Here is a 21051-nt window from a genome sequence, read left to right as displayed (position 1 = left end):
AGTAGCAGTACAAGCCTGGACGGCGTAAAGGAAGCCGAGGCCCTCCTCCGCAGCACAAACTATTACCAGCACCAGTTCGGCGTGCTCAGCAGCATGGAGGAGAGAAAGGCCGACGCCGAGTTCCTCTGCGTGCTCAAGATGTGCTACGAGCTGGGCATAGACCGCACGGAAGGGAACATCCGCCGGCTCCAGCGCTCCATCTTTGGCACCGAGTCGCCAAAGGAGGCTTTCAGCAAGCTCAGCAACTGGCTGTACATATCGGGGCAGCACTATGCGATGCACGACGTGTGCAGGGAGGCCGTGAGGCTGTCGGACTATGTAAAGATGAAGATGCTGTCCTTCATCTCTGACAATTTCGACGCTTTGAGGGAGGACTCGGACCAGGCCGTCAACCTGCTGGGCCTCTTTATCGGCAGGAACATACAGTTCATGCCCTCCTCATCCTCTTCATCATCATCGTCATCATCATCTACGTCGGACAGGTTCCTGCCCGAGAGCATCTATGAAAGGATGAAGGGGGACGCGGCGCTGGAAAGGTCGATAGGCATAGGGGTCGGCGAGGCGTTCCCGTCGCTTGACGACGACCTCCGCAGCACGCTCCTCAACAAGTGCGACACCCACCTGATATTTGGGATGGGGATGGCAGAGGGCCTTGCGCAGAGCTTTATCCTCCTCGACTCGGAGCAGAGGAGGCTCGTCCTCCAAAAGATATTCAGCGGGTTCCTGTTTGCAAGGTTCTTTGGCAAGACGCTCGGATTGCTCCTCAAGGACCTCGACTTGGACATCAGGGCCCAGGTGCTCCACCACATCGACTCCAACTCGCAGTTTGCGGACGGGGTGGGCATGGGCATCGGGCAGGTGCTCGACCTGCTTGACGACGCCAGGCTGAGGGACGACATCATAGACAGTTCCAAGAGGAACATCGCCCTCACAAGGGGGATGGGGTTTGCCCTTGCCTCCAACATGGGCTCGATGGACAGGAACCAGCGCAGGCAGGTGTACGCCATGACAGAGAGCAATTTCCAGCTCGACGTGGGGCTGGCGTTTGGCATGGCGGCGCAGTACACCACCCTGCCAAAGGAGGTGCAGGCAGAGGTGCTGCGCAGGTGCGACGACCACAACGGGTTTGCCAAGGGATTCGGGCTGTACCTTATACTCTACACGCTGGACAAGTGCCCGCCGGAGGTGCTTGCCAAGGTGGACAGGAACGGCGAGCTGGCCTACAGCCTGGGCTTTGGTTGCGGGTGGGTGTTCCCGTACCTGAGCCGCAAGTTCCAGTCCTGGACAAAGTCAAAAGCCAAAGAGAACAACCGATTTGAGCGCGGCTTTGGGTTTGGCAACGGCCTGATCCTCCGCCATCAGCCCCAGGCGTACAGGAGCAGCCAGTTTGCCACCGCCAACAGGAGGAGCGAATTCGATTACGGCCTTGGCTCCGGCATAAGCTTTACGTGGAACTACCAGAGCGCAGACGACAAAAAGGCCGCCTACGCCCGGTGCGGCACAAACAGCGCCTTTGCGCAGGGCCTCGGCTACGGGCACGGCTACGCCTTCCACTACCTCTCTGAGGAAGAAAAGGCCGAGCTCTTCGAGCACGCCCAGCACAACAGCCACCTGGACAACGGGCTTGGCTACGGCCTCGGCTGGTCGTTCCCGTACTCGGACGACGCGACCAGGAAAAAGATACTTGACAGGGTCGGCACAAACAACTTTTTTGCGCTGGGCCTCGGGTCGGGGCTGGGCCAGCTGTACAGGTACCTGACAAAAGAGACAAGAGAGTACGCTTTTGCCCAGGCCGCAGAAAATGGCTGGTTCGCAAGGGGGTTCGGGGCAGGGCTTGGGCGCTACGCGATGGCGTATCTGGACAGGGAGACACAGGACAGCATATTCCTGCAGGCTGCCAGCAACACCGAGTTTGCCGCCGGGCTTGGCGAGGGGATAGGAAGGGAGTTCAGGTTCTTTGGCGGCGAGTTCCAGAAGAGGGTCTTTGACGTTGTCGACGTGCAGCAGAACCCGTTTTTTGCAAAGGGCCTCGGGGCCGGGCTCGGGCTGACGGTGGAATACGTTCCGGCCGGGTTTGTCGCCGGCCTGTACGAGAGGGCCAGGAGGAACGTCCACTTTGCGTTTGGGCTTGGCGAGGGCGTCGGGCGCATATTCCAGTACCTTGACGGCGCGCAAAAAAAGGACATGTTCGACAAGGCGGTGTCCGGCAGGGACAGCGGCTTTGCCAGAGGGCTTGGCGTCGGCATCGGCAGGATCATGCCTTTCCTGAGCGAGGAGCTGCGCGGCGAGCTGCTCTTCCAGTTTGCCGCCAAGAGCCCGCAGCTGGCAATGGGCCTTGGCAAGGGCGCAGGCTCGGTGCTTGCGTACCTCCCGCCAGGTCTCAGGGACGGCCTGATAAAGCTCTCTGGCGAAAACACCCACTTTGCGTTTGGGCTTGGCGAGGGCGTCGGCAGCATCATATTTGGCGGCGCGTACGTCTCTCCAAAAGCTAGGGACGAGCTTCTCAGGCAGACCAGAAAGAATCAGCACTTCATGAGGGGGCTTGGCGTCGGCATCGGGACGCTCTACAGGTATTATTATCATCATCATTATCAAAAGGAAAAAGCAGGGGCAAGGAAAGAAAAAGAAGGGAGAGGGCCGCTATTGCGCGGCGACGAGATATCGTCCCTTGTCGCCTCCAGCCCCAGCGCGGCAGAGGGGTTTGGCACCGGGATTGGCGTCGCGTTCCCCTACCTGCCCCACCAGCTTCAGAGAGACCTTTACAGCCTTGCGGCCAAGAACCCGCCTTTTGCCAGGGCGTTTGGGTTCAGCCTGGGCCACATACTGTCGTCGACTGTGAAATCCGAGATGGCGGTCAGGCTGTTTGGGTGGAGCCGCGTCCTGCTGCATAGCCCAGAGTTCGAGTACGGCTTTGGCGCCGGCGCCGGCCACAACTTTCCGTTCCTAGACGTCAGGACCCAGGGCGAGATCCTGAAAAAGGCCGCGGCGGCCAGAGAGTTCGGCAGGGGGTTTGGCACGGGCCTTGCGCGCTCGTTCAGGCTGCTTGACAGGATAGTCGAGGGCGAGATCCTGAAGAGGGCGGGGGCCGGGGGCGCGGCGTTTTCATACAGCCTGGGTTATGGCCTCGGCAGCGCGTTCCCGTCTGCCGGCGAGCAGCTCCAGAAGGACCTGCTGGACGCAGTGGTAAAGGACGGCGGCAAGAGGGGCGCCTTTGCAGAGGGCTTTGAGGCCGGCGTCGCCCGCAGCCTAAAGTACCTGGACGGAGAGTCGCTGAAAAAAGTGTCCGAGATTTTGGGTCGGCGGCAGCAAAAGGGCGGCGGCGCGGCCAGAAAGGCTGCGGCGGCGGCAGTAGCAGGCGAGGCGTTTGCGGAGAGAGACTTTTCCTACAACTACTTTGTAGCGTTTGGCCTGGCTTCTTCTCATTCTGCTGCTGGTAATGCTGTGCACCAGCAACAGCAGGCCGCAGCAATGGCGGTGGCAGCAGGCAGCGGCGGCATGGGCAACAACAACGGCAATAGTGACGACAATAACGACGTCTTCCGGTCCCCCATGCTCAGCGAGGAGGTGGCATTTTCCGGCGAGAGCAAGAAATGCTGCGTGTGCTTTGTGGACATGATGGGCTCTACAAAGATAGCCTCGCGCCTTGACAAGACGCAGCTGTCAAAATACTACTCGATATTCATAAACTCGATGGCAACAGTCGTCAAGAATTTCAACGGCAAGATAATCAAGAACGCCGGCGACGCCCTGATATACTATTTCCCGGCCACCGCCAACGCGGAGCTGGATCCTTCCAAGTTCAGGGACGTGTTCGAGTGCGGGATCACCATGATAGCCGCGCACGCGGCCATCAATTCAAGGATGCAGGAGGAGGGCCTGCCCCCCGTAAATTACAGGATAAGCGCGGATTACGGGCTCGTCGAAGTCGCAAGGTCAGAGTCGTCGCGGAGCGAAGACCTGTTCGGCTCCACGATGAACGTGTGCGCCAAGATAAACTCAAAGGCCCTTCCAAACGGGATGATAATCGGCGAGGAGCTGTACGCGGCGGCTGCTGCCGCCCAGACCCTCGCCAGAGAGTACGTCTTCAAGCCTGCCGGAGAGATACCACTAGGCCTTGCCCGCAGGGACAAGTACCCCGTGTACTATGTGAAGGGCAAGGCGGGAAGGAGCATCATCCAGCCGTTCAGGCACAGGCCCCAGCAGCAACAACAGCAATAGCAGTAGCAGCGGGACGCTTGCTATGCGCCGCCGCCATCTGCATTTCCTCCTCCGCCGTAAAACAGCACAAAAGAGTCGTTGCCTGCCCTGTAGGGAACCACGCCGGTGGCGTTTTTCTGCACAGTCTGGTCTGCGGCCTTGGTCATGCCCCGGCAGTCGGCGTGGACCCGGTACACGGCGGCAGAGCCGGCTGCGGCAGAGTAGGTCAGCAGGTGCGGCTCGCCGTTTCTCCACGGCACCCTTGCCACCGCGCTCAGAGAAAACGCGTCGGGCAGCTGGTCGCCAAAGCGGTTCCCTACCTCGTTGGCCCCCTGCGAAGGGTCGTCGTTGATGTGGTCGATGTTGATCCTGCGCCTAACCGTGTTGATTTTAAAGAAAAAGTTTGCGCCGCCGAGCTGGAAGAACGCAAAGTGGGTCCAGCCGTTTGACCACTGGTGGTACCAGATGTTCTGCGCTCGCAGCGGCGGGACGCCGTCGGCAGACGACAGCGTCACAGAGACGGCAAAGTTGGCCACCGTGCCCGTGTCAAAATCATAGCCAAGGAAATACTGGCGGCCCAGAGATGCAAACGGGGCGACAGTCGTAAAGCCCTGCGTCGGGGTTTTCCGGGTGAGCTCAAAAATGTAGGGCCTAGACACTGACAGGACATTGTCATCTTTGCTTTCGACCTGGTAAAACCCAAAGGTGCCCGTGTTGCGCCGGTAAGCCATCAGGTAGGGGTTGTTCCCAAGGACAAAGGTGTCAAGCGTGTCCCAGGGGCCTTCCTCAAGCACAATGTCGCTGGAACCCTGCCTGTCCTGCACCCAGGGGGAGCTGTCAGACAGCGTAAAGGCGTCTGCCTTCTGGGTGGCCTTGTTGTATGCGAGCAGCAGAGCCGAGTCCCTGCCCAGCGCGGCGGCCCGGAGGGCGGCAAAGCTGGTATATCTCCCTCCCCCTCCATCGTTGCCCAGCCGCGTTCCCCCGCCCGGGCCCCAGATGCGTTCGAGCACGACTTTAAATCCGGAAGACGGTTTGATGGAATATATCTCGGTCATTTGTCTATGTCAGAGATTGCAAAGGTTGCTGAAATCCTTTTTGCCAGGTCATTTTAGCCTGCATGTGTATATCCTCCTGCCGCCTCCAGAGCCGTGCACATGTGTATATAGCGACGCTGGCGGCTATTGTCTTTCAAACTGCACGTTCAGGCTGCTGCCTGCATGGACGCCCGTCATCCCGAGCCATTCGTCCCACAGCCCGTTGTTGGTCACGTTCGCCGGCTCGGCGGTAAATGCCCTGCTCCAGGAGCCGGCGAGCGCCTCTTTCAGCAGCGGGACGCCGCTTGGGGCTTCGCTGGTCCCTGCTGGCGCCGCCGGCGGAGCCAGCTCCCAGTACACGAAATAGTCCTTGCGGGCAAAAGCGATCGCGCCTTCCAGCTGCTGATTCAGGTTCTGCTTGATCTCGGCCAGCTTTTGTGAGAGGGCTGCCAGAAAGGCGGCAGGGTCGGTCCCGGCAGGGCTCTCTGCGACAAAGTGCCTGACGGTGCCGTGCATCCAGGCGGCGTTCTTTTCAAACAGGTAGGTCGGCTTGTCAAACTCGAGCGAGCCGTTAAAGGGCGCCGGAAAGCTCGAAAGGCTCCTCCTGTTCTCGAAATCAAACACCCCGCTGTGGGTGAGCTTGTAGGCGCGGCCTGCCAGCATCTTGTTGCGGCAATTATCATAGGCTTGTTGCGTCTTCCAGAATACGAGCGCAGTCTCGTCAGGAACGGAGTCAGGCTTGCCTTCAAGGCCCGTCAGGACGGTGGGCACGTACGAGTCAAGCCCCGCGGCGGCCTGCATCTTGACCGTGGCGGGTATAAAGACGGTCCCCATGAGGTTGTTGAATTCCTCTGCCTGCATGCGGGGCAGCTTGAAGCCGCACCACACGCGAACCGAATTGGGAGGGGCCGGTGGCGGCGTATTTTGCGGCGGCCTGCTCATCTGGATTCATCACCATTGAATGCAAGACTCGACCTCACGGCGACGCTTTTCCCGGCTGCAGGGGTTTTTTGCCCTGCCAGTAGTTTTTCAATCTCGATCTCTATTGGGCACATATCGTTGAGGCACCTGCACTGATCCGGAGGAGGATAACCCTATGTAATAGATAAGTATTCTTCCTACTAGGAACAGATCTACCAGTCATGTCTAGGTGAGTGAGCGGGCAGCCATTATTGCTGCTGATACCACTGTTGACGGCAGGCTGTACAGGAAAAAGAAAGAGGCATGGGAGAATCACATCTGTCTTAACGCGTGTTACAACCAACCGGCTATTTACACCGACTGCATACCTCTGCCCGGTGACAGACGCTACATTGGAGCACATTCAAACAGGGTGCAAGTACGCCGGGTTTTGCAGGTTCTACCAGAAGGACGGGCACGAGTGCAACAACGAGGAAGAGGCCGAATCGTTCTGCGGGACGTACCGCGTCTTTGAGGACTTTGAGCCGGACAGAAAGGGCATGGTCAAAAAGATATTTGTGAGCTAGCCGGCGGGCTGTGCCTGCTAGATGCCTCCGGCCTTTTGGATCTTTTTGAGGGCGTCCAGCAGCTCCTTTATCTGGTCGTCGCTTGGCCTGCTTGGGTCGAGCTGGGCGACCAGCCGGTTTATCTCCTTCAGCTCTTTTGTGGTAGACCTGTCCTCTATCAGGTCTACAAGCACCTTGGGCTCAAACGGCTTTTGTATCAGCTCGACCACCTGATCAAGCTGCTTGACCGAGTCCATCAGGGTCTCCTTGACATAGGCCGACGCAAAGATTATCCTCTGCTGGCGGTTCAAGCGCAGTATCTCCTTTGCGGCTTCGAGACCGTCTACCCGGGGCATCCTGTAATCGAGCACCACCACGTCAAAGGGGGCGGCGCGGCCTCCTCCTCCTTTTTCTCCTGCTGCAGCCTGCCGGAACGCCTTGACGCACTCTTGCCCGTCTGCCGTGATAGTCACGCTGTGGCCTCTGGACTCGAGGGCCAGGCGGCACATCCGGGCCACATCGCCGTCGTCTTCTGCGACCAGCACGCGCATCATCGCCCCTTTTTTGCTGCCAGGATTATTGTTGTTGCTGCTGGTGTTGTTGGCCATGCCTTGTTGCATCATCTCTCTCTTTATCATCATAATCATATCAGAACTTGTCCAGAACCACCCGGAACGCCGACACCATCAGCCTGTTGTTGGTGTAGAACGTCTTGGTCTCCTGCCTCTTTGTGCTCGACGCCTTGCTGAGCACCAGCACCAGCTCCCTGTCGTCGCACACCAGACAGTTGAGCGACTGCGGCGCGTCGCGGATTATGGTCAGCTTTATCATCATGCCTTTCTTTTTTGTTGCAGTTGCTGATGGTCCTTCTTCCAAAAGCTCCTGCGCGCGCGGGTAAGACGTTTTGATATTGACGGCCACGTCCTTGGACGCCAGCTTGCAAAGCTCTGACAGGATGCCGTCCCTGTACAGCATCACAAGCTCGTCGCGCTGCATTATCATCGTGACCTCCTTTTCGGCCTTGGCTATCATCCTGCCCAGCTTGGCCATCATGGCGTCCTCCCCTATTATCACCTGGTACGAGTCGTTGTCGGTGCGCTCCTCCTGCACCATGCTATCGACTATGCCGTCGACTATTCTGTGGAAATCGTCCTTTTTCTCCGACACTGACCGGAGCGCCGACATTTTTATCTCCACCAGGTGGTCGATGGCCTCCTTGTAGGGCAGGGCATAGTACCGCTGCGGCCTGTCAAACGTGGTGTGCACGATGCCTTTTGAGAGCAGGCTTTCCAGGTAGCGGTACATCTCGGTGCGGGCGATGCCGGTCAGGCTCGCAAGCTCGGTGACGGTCGAGTTCTTGTGGATCATCAAATTGAAGAGTATCTTGGCCTCGTTCATCGAGAGGTCCAGCCTTGTAAGCTCCTCGAGCACCGCCTTTTCGGTCTCGGCTATCCTGGTCTCTAGCGACCCGCTCCCGCGTACTGTCTCTGGCAGATGTGAAAAACCCGTAGAATTCGCTATATGGGGCAACCTAAAAAGGTTTACGCTCCGCCTCCACCACCGCCGAACACTTCAAGGGCGCCCTGCACCACGTACTGCACTGCTATTGCCGCCACGAACACGGCAAAGACGCGTGTCACGATGAGGGAGCCCCTGCGCCCAAGCACCCGGTAAATCTGGCCGGCAAAGCGCAGGATGACATAGGTGGCGCCGGCGGCTGCCAGGATGGAGATCGTGGTCACTATCAGGCCGGCCGACTCGAGTGAGATGATGACTGCCGTTATCGCTCCCGGGCCGGCCAGGAGCGGGAAGGCAAGCGGCACGATGCCGGCTTCCTCCTCCTGACCTCCGCCTTCAGTAGCGGCAGAGGCGTCGCCAAACCGCCAGCCGCCCCTTGTCAGCAGCTCTACTGCGACGATGAACAGCAGCACGCCCCCCGCTATCATAAAGCTTGCAAGCGTGATGCCAAAGATGGCAAATATCTGGTTGCCGGCAAGCGCAAACGCAAACAGGAGCGACGCCGCAGTTATGATTATTGTTTTTGGGAGGGCGCGCTTGCGGGCGTGCTCCATCTTGCCTGTCAGCGCCAGGTATAGGGGGACGGCGCCCAGCGGGTCGATCACGACAAAGAGTGCGATTGTAGACCGGGCCAGTGCGGCCGCAAAATCGTCAGGTATGGCAAGGAGGTCCAGCCCGGAGGTCATATGCCAAAAAAGTAATGTTCAGGATCGCATTTAACAGATACGGAAGAACATCGTTTTCTTCGCTCTTTCTTCCTTCTTTCTGGCGGGGGCGCCCAGCTGCTTCTCCTTCTTTTCTAATTGTGCAGCAGCTGCTGCAGCGCAGAATCGCTTTCCTCTTGTAGCTCGGCCTCTTCGCGCCAGTCGTCCACGTATACGACGGCCAGGTGGTAGGCGAGGTCCTCTTTTGTGTGGTCCGTCGCAAGGTGGCGGCGCATCTTTTCTGGCGGCAGGCTTGCGTTGCAGATGTAGCAGACAGGCATGCTGGCGCCGGTGGCGCGATTCTTTTTTAGCTCCTCTTCCTTTTCTTCCTTGAGGGCGCGCTCTATCTTGGCGACAATGATGTCGGCGCTGTCCCCAAGCACCTCGCGGAGATAGTTTGCAAACTCGTCCCTGTATTTTATCAGGGCGCCTGCATCATCTGTCGTCATCGCATACTTTTGCCGTATGTAATTGAGGATGACGCCCTTGGACTCGGCGCCAGCAAGCTCTAGCGCTTTCTCTATGATCTCCATTATCCTGCGGTTATTATTATTGTCGCGGCGGCTGCTGCTGCTGCTACCACTGCTACTGCCTCCGGGAGGAGAGGACACAGAGTCTGGAAGACAACTTTCCAATTTAAGCATTGTGAGGAGGAACTGCAAGAATCTTGCGATTTTTATCCCAATGAGCAAATTATTTGCAGGTAGAAGACGGAAGGGTGGGGGGGGCAGGCGCGCGTATGTATGTGTGCGCTTGCTTGGGCGTTCGGATGCTTTTCACCGGCGCAGCTTTTTTTGTCTATCTATGTCCCTTTTTTGCTGCCCCGCCGGCTGGCTATCTTACAAACGCGTTGCATACTGTTGCTATCGCCTCGACCTCGTTTGGTGGGTGGGCGTGCTCGTTTATCAGGATGACGATCTTTGAGTCAAGGTACTGCGACGCCACGTCGGACATGCTCTGGACCAGCGAGAACGCCCGGTCAAAGCCGAGCTTGTGGATCATCTCGGTGATGTTGTCGATGATTATCACCGACCGGGGGTTTTCTCCCAGCGTGCGCCTGACCGCCTCAAGGATGAGCGACGTCTGGGTTATCGAGATGACGAGCAGGCCGTCTGCCGACGTCGAGACCGGCTCCTGCGACGAGGACGACAGCACGTACATGGTCGCGCCGGCGCTCTTGCCAAGCGGGTACAGGTTGCTCGACCTCTTGGTTATCAGGACGAGGTTCCACTTTTTTTCAGGGGAGGCCCCCTCCTCTTCCTTGCGCAAAGGAGAGGAAAGGTAATAGTCCAAGAGCCTGTCGCCGGGCCTGCCGCCTGTGCCGCCACTGCCGTCGCTCCCCTTTTTTCTGGCGCCTTCGTAGCCGCTGGAATGCAGGAGTATGAGCGGGCCCTTCTCTGCGAGCAATAGCGCTTGGCTGTCCGGGCCGGCAGCAGCAAAGGCTGCCTCTTTCTGCTGCTGCAGTGGCATTGGTGCCGGCTGCGCGGCCTCTGCCGCGCTGCTCTGCTGTTGTTGTTGCTGCTGCAGCCGGCCTTCTGTGATAAACATCTCGATCTTTTTCCTTGCGTTTCTCTGTATTTCGTCGACCGATGGCGCCAGCCTCTTGGAGATGAGCAGGGCTGCGGTGACTGCAAAGACGACGGACGACACTGCCGAGAGGGACGCGTACGTGATGGCCTGGGCCACCACCGACTGCGACTCTTCGTACATTATCCGCGCCAGCCTGTTGTTGAGGTCGACTATGAGGCTGTACGAGTCTGCAAGCTCTGAAAATTTCTCTGCGGCCACAGTGTTGGAGTGGACCGTTGCCTCTTCCTCCATCCCCTGGCTTGCGAGGGCGATTACGGTGTCGCGCTCGCGCTGGTATTCGAGCCAGTTGCTGTTTGCCTGCGCAAGCAGCGAGTCCTCGTACAAAGTCAGGTTGCCAAGGCCGCGGCGCTCCAGTATTCCCGACTGAAGTGGAAAGTCGTCTATCTCCTTGTACATGATGAGCGTCTGGAGGAACGTGCTTTCGTCTCTGTGGATGCTTGCCAGCACCTCTTCCCTTTTCTGCGGGTCGTCGCCGGCCGAGATGTACCGGCCCACGTCCAGCCTCATGTCCAGGAGCGCCTTGTGGCCGTCTGACAGGTTGCTGACTATGTTGACCGCCCCGTAATACATGTTGGAGATGTTTTGCTCCAGCTTCAAAAGCGAGATGAACGATATTACAGACAGCAGGCTCACCGGGATCAAAGAGATCATTACGAACGAAAGGACGAGTGCTGTCTTGGTCTGCATGTCTTTTCTTCTTCTTTTGTAGGTACGCGCTTTGCAGCCACCGGCTTAAAAAGGTGCATAATATTTGCACACGCTGGCAGCATTATTGTGCGCAGGCCAAATCAGCAACTATAAAAGCAGCGTTTGAGCCGATGTAAAAAAGGAAGCAGATAAAAAATTGCCGTCCAACATCAGTAGTAGCAGCAGTAGCGGTAATAACGCGTCGCTGGCAAAGACCTGGATCAGGGGGTTTGACAGCCTGATCGGCGGAGGTTTTCCCCGCTCCAGCTTTATCATACTGGCAGGGCACCCCGGCACTGGCAAGTCCACCTTTGCCATACAGTTCCTGCTCAACGGGGCGGCGATGGCCAAGGAGACAGGCATCTACGCCTCTTTCCTGGAGCGGGAGGAGATCTTCATACGCAACATGTCCAAGAGCTACGGCTTTGATTTCAAAAAGCCGCTTGAGGAAGGCACGCTCCAGTTCCTGGAATTCACCCCGATGGCGCCGGACGTGGTCTCTGACACGTTCAACATGATCGTCAAGCGCGTCATCGAGACGGGCGCCAAGAGGCTGGTCATAGACTCGCTCAACGCGCTGTTTGTGGAGACGTCGCCGGCCGAGCAGAGGCGGATACTGGAGATAGTGCTCAACAGGATAATAAAGGACCAGGGGTGCACCGTCATAGCCATCCTTGAGCAGAGCATCGGCAAGACCGAGATCGGCTTTGGCATAGAGGAGTTTGTGGCAGATGGGCTGATCGTCTTCGAGTCGTACATCGAGGGGCTGGAGATAAAGAGGAGGGCCATAGTCAGAAAGCTGCGTGGCATGCAGCACAGCTCGCGCTACCAGAGCATACTCTTGAACCCCAACGAGGGTATCTCGTTCCTGCAGCTGGCAGAATAAAATAATGTAGCCTTCAGGGCCTGCTTTTACCGCTGCTGGCGGAACGACAGCGTGATGCCCCGCCTTTTGTCGACCTCGTAGACAAACCTCTCGTTGTGCATGACAGGAATCGCAGAGGTTATCTCCCTGCCGCACGACTGGCACCTTGACTCGTACCTCTCCCTCAGGATGGACGCGCACCAGAAGCAGCTGTCGCATATGAGGAAATGGACAACGTCGGCGATGCGGCTGCGGAGGTCTTCTTCTTCTTTAGTCGTCTTCTCCTTTTTGCCCTCCCTGCTAGGCGCGGCTTCCTCTGCAGCCAGGGAAGCGGCGTTGCGGAGGTTTTCGTTTATCCTGGATATTATTATCTCGGCGCTGTGGCCAAGCGTCTCGCGCAAATAGTTCTCAAACTCTTCTTTGAACTGCAGCACCAGATCCACGTTCATGCCGTACCGCACATGCAGGTAGTCCAGGACGACCTGCTTTGACCCCTTGCCGGCATGATCCAGCGCCGAGTCTATGATGCTCATGAGACGTTGAGAATGGTATCCTTCTTCTTCTTTTTCTTTGCCATGTGGCATAGCACGCCATCATCACTTTTCAAGATATTTAAGCGCTATGCCGCGAGATCTCCCCGTCCTGAAACATCTTCTCAATTCTGCACCAGTAAAAGCCTGCAATGATCCGCCTTGCATGCCTGAGAGCGAATAGAACTATTTTAGCTCAGCTTATACGGGAGCAGGAGTTTGGAAAGGGCTCGAACGTTTATATGCGCTCGCTGTCCGCTGCTCTCCACTCACGGTAATGTCTCAGTTATTGCGCCAAACGCACTCTTTTTGCATGCTTGAGCGTCCTTCCGACTATGCATACCTGTACGGGATACTTGGCAGGTACCTGGCAGAAGGTTACGGCGTCGTGTACGCAGTCGAGCCCGACGCCAGCAAAGCTGCGCAGGCAATGGCCAGCGCAGGGTTCAATTTAGAGCGGCACCTGTCGGACGGCACGCTAAAGATACTGCCCAGAGAATCCATCTATGTTTTCAGCAACAACAACGACGACGACAACGGCAGCAGCGGTGATGGCAGCCGCGTGCTCGACGGGCCCAAGACGATCGAGTCGTGGATGCGGATCATTTCAAAGATGGTCCAGGAGACGCAGGTCAAAGGCGTCATAGCCATAGGGAGCATAGACGCCGCGGTGGAGTGGAAGAGGGGCGAGAGCATGGAGCATGCGCTGGAATACGAAAGGCAGACGGGCAAAAAGTTCGAGTCCCCCATTGAGGCGGTATGCGTCTACACGGCAGAAGCTCTCTGCGCCGTGCCGGTGAGCACGATAATTGCCATCCTCAACGCCCACAAGTACACCATCCACGACAACGCCGAGTATTCAGAGTGGGGAGACGACAAGCTCGGAGAGGTGCTGTCGGCCGCTTTTGAAAAGGTCCTTGGCGCGACCACGTCGGCGCTGGTGCGCAAAACGCTGCAGTCCGTGTACAAGCTCGACGAAAGGTCGATAATATCAGAGCCTGCGCTCCTGGAACAGGTTCTCGCCAAGTTCTTCAGGGACTCGTCGGCTGTGATACTGGCAGCCATAATGAAGAACCTAAAGAGCGAGGTGGCGTTCCACCGCCGCCAACAGCAACAGCAGCAACAGATGATGGTGTCTGCGGATTCAAAGAAGCCTAGATCGTAATAGGCCTGAATCTAAAAAAGAAGAAAAAGAGAAAGAAAGGCGCGGAATAGTTTTTACCCCGACGCGCAGCTGGAAAAGCCGCACTCTATGCAGATGTTGCACCCTTCTGTTATGATGAGCCGGGCCTTGCACGACGGGCACACCACATCCTCGTTCGAGGACATGACCTGCATCGCCGCCGGCTGCGTCATCGCCCTTTTTGCCGATGGAGCTTCTGCCGCCATAACAGCCGCGGTAGGCTGCGCCATCGCACCTTCTTCGTCCTGCACGCCGGACTCTCTCAGTATCTTGGCCATCTGCTCGCGCACGTACGGCTCGCCGATGTTGTTCTGGATATAGTCGGCTACGTAGCGGCTTGGCCTCACTGCAAAGCTCTTCTCGCCCGTGTTCTTGCCCGTGATGTGCAGAACCTGCTCCTGGCGCGAGCCGTCGCGGAACACGGTGACGCCCTTGAGCCCCAGCTCGTGCGACAGCAGGTACGAGCATTTCACGTCCTCGGCAGTCACGTCGCCGGGCATATTGATGGTCTTGGCGATCGCGTTGCTGATCCATTTTTGCCACACGGCCTGCGCCATGATGTGGTCCATCCAGTGTATGTCTATGGCGGTCACGAACGTCTTTTGCATCCACTCCGGGATCTCGGCAAGCCCGCGGACAGAGCCGTAATTGTTTGCGATCTTGGTCAGTATCTCGTCAGAGTAGAGGCCGGCCTCCTTCAGCGCGTTTTCAAACACCTTGTCGGTGTAGAAAAAGCGCCCGACGGTCACCCGCTTTTCGTAGACGAGCGCAAACACGGGCTCGACGCCGTTTGCCGTGTCGGCTATCATGGACAGCGTGCCTGTCGGCGCGATGGTCGAAGTCCACGAGTTGCGTATGCCGCTCTTCTTTATCTTTTCGATCAGGGTGGCCCAGTCGTACGTGTGCGTTTCCTTTGGCAGCTCGTAATAGCCTGCGACGGGGATCTTGCCCTTGACATAGTCTGTGTCCTTGAACATTGGGAAGGCGCCCCTCGTCTTGGCAAGCGCCACGCTCTCGTCCATGCTCAGGTACGACACCGCCTCTGCCAGCTTGTTCATGAACTCGTACCCGTCCTTTGAGTTGTAGGGGATGCGGAGCAGGAACAGCAGGTCTGCTATCCCCATGATGCCAAGGCCGATGCGGCGCGTGGCGCGCGTGTTCTCCTCTATCTCCTGCACGGGGTACTTGTTCATGTCGATGATGTTGTCCAAAAAGCGCGTCGACAATCTTACAGCCTGCTCGTAGCGCTGCCAGTCAAACTCGTACATGCCGTCTGCCTTGCGCTTGACAAAGTTGGCCAGGTTTATCGAGCCCAGGTTGCACGACTCGTACGGATACAGAGACTGCTCGCCGCACGGGTTGGTGGCGCGAAGCGGCCCGCCCTTGGCCCCGATGCACGGGTTGTACTTGTTGATGTTGTCAAAGAAGATGATGCCCGGCTCGGCGCTCTTCCACGCAGACAGCGCGATGAGGTCAATGAGCTGCTGGGCGTCTATGTGCCTCACAGGCTCCTTCGTGCGCGGGTTGCGCAGCGCGTACTTGTGGTTGCCCTCCTTGTTCACAAGCGCCTGCCAAAAGTCCTCCCAGATGCCGACAGAGACGTTAAAGTTCTCAAACACGCCCGGCTTGGTCTTGGCCGTCACAAACTTTTCAATGTCCGGGTGCCACGCCTCCATGATGCCCATGTTGGCGCCCCTGCGCTTGCCTCCCTGCTTGACCACGTTTGTTATGGTGTCGATGATGTTCATGAAGGACACCGGGCCCGACGCGACGCCCGAAGTCGAAGCGACGATGTCGCCCTCCGGCCTCAAATCTGAATAGTTGATGCCCACGCCGCCGCCCGACTTGAATATCATCGCGGCATCGGTCGACGACTTCATTATCCTTTCCATGTCGTCGGGCATGTCAAGCACAAAGCACGCAGACAGCTGGCCAAGGCGCGCGCCGGCGTTCATCAGCGTCGGCGTGTTTGGAAGGAAATCGCGCGATATCATCAGGTTGTTGTACTCCCTTATCCTGTCCGCGTAGGCGGCCATCTTGCCCTCTGCTATCATCCTGAGCAATTCTTTGAATGATACTTTCATCTTGCCTTCTTTTGCTGCGTGGATGTACGCCCGCACAAGCGCTTCAAAGTGGTACTTGTTGAGCCAGTACTCGCCTATCTTGAGCTTCATGTCGAAGTCGGCTATCTTGCCGAAATACTTGCGGGCCTCTTCGATGTCCTGCGCGTGGCCGCCGGCCAAGTTGAACACCTGCGGGTCGTGTATCATGTCTGCCAGCGCCACAAGCGTTGCGACGCGCTCGAACATCTGCTTTGGCCCCTCGATTATCTCGTTGTTGTCGTCCCGCAGCAAATAGCGCGCGGCAAGCACGCGAAGCGAGTTGATGTCAAACGCCTTGTCCACCTCGTCCAGGTCCTTCTTGTTCAGGATCTTCATCTTTTCGTCCCGGACCTTGCGGCGCTCGTGCCTGTAGAGTATGTACGATTTTGCCGTCTCTGACAGCCCTTCCTCTATCAGTATCGACTCGACCATGTCCTGCACGTCTTCGACGCTTGGAATGCCCGCCTTTTCGCCCTGCTGCACCATCTTCTGGACCACCCTTGCAGACAGCCTCTCTGCCAGGGGGTAGTCCGGCTTGCCTGTTGCGACGAGCGCCTTGTATATCGCGCTCGATATCTTGGACTGCTCAAAGTTTACGATGCGTCCGTCCCGTTTCTTGATTTTAGCAATCATGGAAGTCTCTTTCGAGTTGGTAAAGTCAGTAACTCCCGCCATCCCGTTTTCTTACGACGGAAGACTAGTACTTATACCCTTTTGTGCTATTTTCACTGGCAATCTTATGAGGGAATGTAAACACTCTTTTGTATAGAAGATTACGGTAAATATCGGAGCGCAACTGGCTTGCAATCTTGAAAAAAATTTAACAAACGCCGGGCGGATGCGGACTCTGCCGCCGGCAGCTCCTGGCGTCCCCATTATCATAATTTTCAAGAATAAAGATAGGGCGGGGGGAGGGAGGAGAGCAGCTGCTGCTCCGCCGCTACGACGATAGCTGCAGCCTGTGCGGCGACTTGCACCGCTCGCACTTTTCAAGCGACGACCTGTATTTGCTGCCGCAGGTGGCGCACACGGCAAGCCGCGCCTGGAGCCGCAGGAACGCAAGCTCGCCGGTCGCTGCCGCTGATTCGATTGCGCCCTTGATGTCTGCTGCAGACAGGTCGGTGACGTCGGCCGTGGCTGCAAAGCCCCCGTTCAGCACCCTGTCGATGGCCGCGCATTCCCTGACCCCGGGCATGTCGCCCTTGCCCGGCAGCAGGGTCATGCCCTGCGAGTAGCTCTGCTGCTGCGGGAGAGAGAGCGACACCCTGCCATATTTTTCAGAGTCAAGGGCGGCAAAGCGCGCCGCGCTCCCGTCAGACACCATCGCCACGCCGGCCGACTCTTCGCCGAGCTTTTTGCCCTCCGCCCCCGCCACCTCCACTGCGGTCTTGAGCACCTTTTGCAGGATTTCAGGCCCGTTGCCTGCCTCCCCGTGCCCCAGTATGCCATAGACGGCTTCCCGGGCGCCGGTCAGGTTGACCATCACGCCGGCCGTGGCGTGATGCATCGACTGGCTGGCCGACGCAAACGCGGGCAAGAGCCCCCGCTTGGCGCCGTCAACGACTGCCTTTTTCCTTGCGACGAGAGCTGCAAGCGACGGCTTGATCATGAGCGCAAGCTTGGCCCTGAAATACGTCTCGTCCCTGTTGGACTCGTAGGCCAGCCGGGGAAGGTTTATGGAGAGCGCCTGGAACGCCATGGCCGCAGCCGGCGAGCCGCGGGGCTTGCGCACGCCCGTGACTCCCCGCACGGGCGAATCGCCGCCAGAGATGACGGCCACGGTGCCTCCGCTCCTGACGGCCGCGGCGACGTGGTCGAGCACGTCCTTTTGTTGTTGCTGTTTGTTATTGTTGTTGAAAGCCACGGACATGGCTATGCGCGGCACCGGCGTGGCCTCGACGTATCTCCGGTATCCGTCGAGCATCGCGGCGGCTGCCTGCCGGGAGTCGGCAGTGGTATCTGCCGGGATCACTATGGTTGCCAGCGGGCCGGAGCTGCTGAAGGCAGAGGAGGCAACAAGCGCCCGGGCAAAGCCTGCCGACAGCTCTTCGGCGCCCTTCATTTTCGCAAGCACCGGCGCCACGCCCTCCAGGACGACTTCTGACGATGCCTCGCTTGCAAGGAGCGGTATCAGCACGGGCAGCGCGGCGAGCATGTCGTCGGGTGTCCTGTTGAGCGACGCAAGCCGGGCAACGCTTGGGAACCTGCCCTGCAAATCGAACGAACCAAGCTCGCCAAGGTCGACAAAGAGCGTGTCCGGAGTCAGGCTCCAGGTGCCGGGGTTTGCGATGTTTATCTCGCCGGCAAGGTGCATGTCGGCGATGTCTTTGGGCAGCGTGTTAAAGACCAGGTACTCTGAAAACACGGTGTTTGCCGTTCCCTCTATAATGCCGGGCACGCCGTTGCGGGTCGCCTCCTCGCTTGCCAGCATGGCTGCAATGTCGGCAGGCGGCAGGCCGAGGCGGGCCAGCTTGTTGCGGTATTCTTCGTGGCCGTGCTCTATCAGCACCGAGTTTACAGTCTCGCGGATGAGCGACGAGGTGAGGTAGGCCGTCTGGAACTTGTATATCTTGTTCTCGACCTCCTCGGTTATCTTGTGCGCCTGCTCCAGAGGGAGGCCGGCCTCCCTCACCAGCGACTGGATGATCTTGTGCGAGTTGAACTCCTCTATCGAGTGGCGGCTGGTGGTGCGCACGTACATCTTGCCGCTCTCGATTATCGACCGCTCCTCTATCTGCCGGGCAAGGCTCAGCACCAATTTTCCTAAATTAGTAATGGTGTAGCGGCGCTCGGCCTTGTTGAGCGCCACCAGCAGCTGCCTCAGCAGTTTGCGCAAATGATAGGCAAACTTGCCCGACTCTTTTTTCGATTTAAAGCCGGCGAGCGCCTTGAGCTCTGAATACGTCAGTGGCCCCTTGGTGTTCAGTATCCTCAATATGTCGATCCTGTTGGGGCTTGCCATCACGGAAAATATCATGCGCACGCGCTTGGAAGCCGATTCCAGCACGCCTCCCTTGCGCAGCTCTTTTTGTTGTTGTTGAGATAATGAAGACGATGAATCATCGGACATGGGGCTCGTTGCCAGTGCAAATGATTAAAACTACTTTGTAAAATATTTTTTACTAACAGTACTACTGGCCCTACGTGGGCGAATTAGACCATTTTGTCAAGGCTTTTAGCCTGGCGGGCTAGCCCTCGACCAGGACCTCTTGCTCCTGCTTTTGCCCTGCCTCCACCTCCGCGACGGGCATGTTTGCGGGCACCTCCGGCAGCTTGGCCTTTGCCTCGCTCTCCAGCGCCCCCTCTATCTCGTTGAGGATCGAGAGCGCCTCTGCGTCCATGGGCGTCGCTATCCTGGCACCCACCTCTCCCTTGACGTTCGAGCTGGCAAGCACGTCTGCCGTGACTGACGAGACTTCCGAGAGGGCCTGGCTTGCGGACGGGATGGCCTTTGACAGCTCTTGCTGTATGCCCTTTATCATCTCGACAGTGGGGTCGATGGTGTCAAGTATCATGGCAAACTCGTTGAGGGTGCTGAAGCGTATCACGAGCGCCTCAAGAGCCATGCCCGTGTGCTGCGTCGTGCGCCTCAGCTTTTTCACGTTTGCCAGCTCGTTTGCGAGGATCTTGGCCTTGGTGTTGTTGCCCGCCTTGATGTTGGCCGTTATCTGCTGCAGGTAATAGCCTTCCATCGAGCCGAACTTTTTGTCAAGCGCCCTCATCCGGTTCAACTGGTTGTACACTACGGCCGTTGCGTTGTTCAACTGGTTGACTAACTGCTGGCGCTCGACCATCGCTGTTGCACCCCCTAGCTCCGCCGTTGGGGGTTAAGGGCCGGTGTCAAGCACCGTGTACAAAAAGCTGCCAAAGAGCTAAGCTACCTGCACGCAGGTTACCAGCAGCATCATCATTACCGCTTGGTGGCGGCCAGGCTGAAATCAGACGGGTTCAGCGCCGCGCCGCAGACGGGACAGCGGTTGTTCGTCGCGCGCAGGGCGTCCTTTACGGACTTTAGCATGCGCATCGTGTAGATGACAGAACCGCATTTGCCGCACGTCACGTCAGCAGACATCATATCTCTATGTACACAATCTTACAGAACAGGCTGAAATAAGAAAAGTGTCCTTAATGTAATTTCACTATTGATACGAATAGAATTAACAATGGTTCATGCCCGGTTATCTGACAATTCCACAGCACCTTGGATCGTATGTGATGCTATACCGAGTTCTTCCAGATTGTAATTAAGCGTAGCCAGTCCGTGTTTAAGATCCTGGTAGATCTTGTTCTGTGCGTTCTTTCTTTTGCTCGCTCAGGCGTTCATAGTCTGCGTCCATCTTTTTTCGTTGTGGGGGATAGGTAACAAGTGAGAATCTTTCTTTAGCCTTAAGTCGTCCTGTCTTTGGATAAGATCGAATAGGATGCGTCATTCAATACAGAAATGTCGATTTCGAGCTCTTCGATCCTTTTCGTCGTTCTTTTCATCCGTAGTTCTATTTGCCTTCTGTTTAACTTCTCAAGATTAGATGGTAGAGAGAGTAGACAGAATGCATCGGCCTATCAGCTTGAAGGCAGCTTATTAGTTTTAGTTTGAGCTACTTTTCCTGCGCCTTCTTTTCCAGCATCAGGCCGTGCTTCTGGTCAAAGCCCTTGACTGCAACCCTGGCCCCGACCGGCAGGTCCTTGGGCGCCGCCACGCCGGGCAAAAATCCGGACGCATGCGGATGATTGGCGTAATTATTTAAATATAGGAAGGGCGAAGTGCTCTTGCCAAAGTTGTTGGGTCCCGAGTGTCTTAGCCAAACCAAAACAATCGGGGCCCAACGGCCTGGCTTAGAGGCTGGCAGTAGAAAACCCTAGGGATTAGATAACGTGTGTGTGTACACTGCATTGCAGGAATCCCCTGATCGTGTGCCATGATGCCTGTAACAAATTTTGGGTGCAGTAACGTTCGCTGTTGCTCTGCTGTTATTGTTATTGCTATTGTTGTTATGTTTCATAAATAATGAAAAAAGGAAAAGAAAGGAGAGAGGGGGTTTTAATCCCACTTGCTCCACGCGGCCATCCATCTGTATGTCCACGTGTTAAGCTTTGCACCCAACGCAGCGATGGGCACGCACAGCACTGCACCGGCACCTGAACCCAGGGCGACAGGCGAGTTGTAGAACTTGCCCA

General features: G+C 57.3%; 16 protein-coding genes and 1 pseudogene. 4 read left to right on the top strand and 13 right to left on the bottom strand.

What is annotated here, in order from left to right; all coding sequences use genetic code 11:
- The coding region (locus tag WKI84_RS06610; protein ID WP_337862745.1) for an adenylate/guanylate cyclase domain-containing protein at positions 1-4218 on the top strand (4218 nt) is incomplete at its 5' end.
- A gap of 20 nt (positions 4219-4238) precedes the next feature.
- Here the strand turns inward: WKI84_RS06610 and WKI84_RS06605 are convergent.
- The gene (locus WKI84_RS06605) at positions 4239-5252 is read right to left on the bottom strand and encodes a hypothetical protein (protein WP_337862744.1); all 1014 of its coding nucleotides are present in this window, start codon (positions 5250-5252) and stop codon (positions 4239-4241) included.
- Positions 5253-5375: 123 nt separating this feature from the next.
- Positions 5376-6173, bottom strand: a complete 798-nt coding sequence (locus tag WKI84_RS06600) for a hypothetical protein (RefSeq protein WP_337862743.1) — start codon at positions 6171-6173, stop codon at positions 5376-5378.
- A gap of 356 nt (positions 6174-6529) precedes the next feature.
- Between WKI84_RS06600 and WKI84_RS06595 the strand changes: the two genes are divergently transcribed.
- On the top strand, positions 6530-6718 hold the full coding sequence (locus WKI84_RS06595) for a hypothetical protein (RefSeq protein ID WP_337862742.1): 189 nt from the start codon (positions 6530-6532) through the stop codon (positions 6716-6718).
- Positions 6719-6735: 17 nt separating this feature from the next.
- Here WKI84_RS06595 and WKI84_RS06590 read toward each other — a convergent pair whose 3' ends face one another.
- From WKI84_RS06590 to WKI84_RS06570, 5 genes are all read right to left on the bottom strand, one after another.
- The gene (locus tag WKI84_RS06590) at positions 6736-7338 is read right to left on the bottom strand and encodes a response regulator (RefSeq protein WP_337862741.1); all 603 of its coding nucleotides are present in this window, start codon (positions 7336-7338) and stop codon (positions 6736-6738) included.
- Between the two features lie 7 nt (positions 7339-7345).
- Positions 7346-8227, bottom strand: coding sequence for a helix-turn-helix domain-containing protein (locus tag WKI84_RS06585; protein ID WP_337862740.1), 882 nt, complete (start codon positions 8225-8227; stop codon positions 7346-7348).
- Between the two features lie 11 nt (positions 8228-8238).
- On the bottom strand, positions 8239-8901 hold the full coding sequence (locus WKI84_RS06580; RefSeq protein WP_337862739.1) for a MarC family protein: 663 nt from the start codon (positions 8899-8901) through the stop codon (positions 8239-8241).
- A gap of 113 nt (positions 8902-9014) precedes the next feature.
- Positions 9015-9530: a hypothetical protein gene (locus WKI84_RS06575; RefSeq protein ID WP_337862738.1), complete on the bottom strand. Its 516-nt coding sequence runs from the start codon at positions 9528-9530 to the stop codon at positions 9015-9017.
- A gap of 223 nt (positions 9531-9753) precedes the next feature.
- Positions 9754-11196 (bottom strand): MCP four helix bundle domain-containing protein, encoded by a 1443-nt coding sequence (locus tag WKI84_RS06570; protein ID WP_337862737.1) that lies wholly within the window; start codon positions 11194-11196, stop codon positions 9754-9756.
- Positions 11197-11353: 157 nt separating this feature from the next.
- Here WKI84_RS06570 and WKI84_RS06565 point away from each other — a divergent pair, with 157 nt between their 5' ends.
- On the top strand, positions 11354-12082 hold the full coding sequence (locus WKI84_RS06565) for an ATPase domain-containing protein (RefSeq protein ID WP_337862736.1): 729 nt from the start codon (positions 11354-11356) through the stop codon (positions 12080-12082).
- Positions 12083-12108: 26 nt separating this feature from the next.
- On the opposite strand, the gene WKI84_RS06560 is transcribed toward WKI84_RS06565, so the two are convergent.
- Positions 12109-12645 (bottom strand): hypothetical protein, encoded by a 537-nt coding sequence (locus WKI84_RS06560; protein ID WP_337862735.1) that lies wholly within the window; start codon positions 12643-12645, stop codon positions 12109-12111.
- A gap of 259 nt (positions 12646-12904) precedes the next feature.
- Here WKI84_RS06560 and WKI84_RS06555 point away from each other — a divergent pair, with 259 nt between their 5' ends.
- Positions 12905-13756: an MEDS domain-containing protein gene (locus WKI84_RS06555; protein ID WP_337862734.1), complete on the top strand. Its 852-nt coding sequence runs from the start codon at positions 12905-12907 to the stop codon at positions 13754-13756.
- A 53-nt stretch (positions 13757-13809) separates the two neighbouring features.
- Here the strand turns inward: WKI84_RS06555 and WKI84_RS06550 are convergent, their stop codons facing one another.
- From WKI84_RS06550 to WKI84_RS06530, 5 genes and pseudogenes are all read right to left on the bottom strand, one after another.
- On the bottom strand, positions 13810-16551 hold the full coding sequence (locus WKI84_RS06550) for an adenosylcobalamin-dependent ribonucleoside-diphosphate reductase (protein WP_337862733.1): 2742 nt from the start codon (positions 16549-16551) through the stop codon (positions 13810-13812).
- A gap of 265 nt (positions 16552-16816) precedes the next feature.
- Entirely contained in the window at positions 16817-18946 is a 2130-nt protein-coding gene (gene nrdD / locus WKI84_RS06545; protein ID WP_337862732.1) for an anaerobic ribonucleoside-triphosphate reductase, read from the bottom strand.
- Positions 18947-19064: 118 nt separating this feature from the next.
- Positions 19065-19670 carry a hypothetical protein gene (locus WKI84_RS06540; protein ID WP_337862731.1) on the bottom strand — a complete coding sequence of 202 codons (606 nt, stop codon included), beginning with the start codon at positions 19668-19670 and terminating at the stop codon, positions 19065-19067.
- Positions 19671-19786: 116 nt separating this feature from the next.
- Positions 19787-19951 carry a hypothetical protein gene (locus WKI84_RS06535; protein WP_337862730.1) on the bottom strand — a complete coding sequence of 55 codons (165 nt, stop codon included), beginning with the start codon at positions 19949-19951 and terminating at the stop codon, positions 19787-19789.
- A 963-nt stretch (positions 19952-20914) separates the two neighbouring features.
- Positions 20915-21051: pseudogene (locus tag WKI84_RS06530) on the bottom strand (ammonia monooxygenase); the annotation flags it as partial.

Source organism: Nitrososphaera sp. (genome assembly GCF_037447015.1).
Taxonomy (GTDB): domain Archaea; phylum Thermoproteota; class Nitrososphaeria; order Nitrososphaerales; family Nitrososphaeraceae; genus Nitrososphaera.
This window is presented reverse-complemented; position numbering and strand designations above follow the sequence as displayed.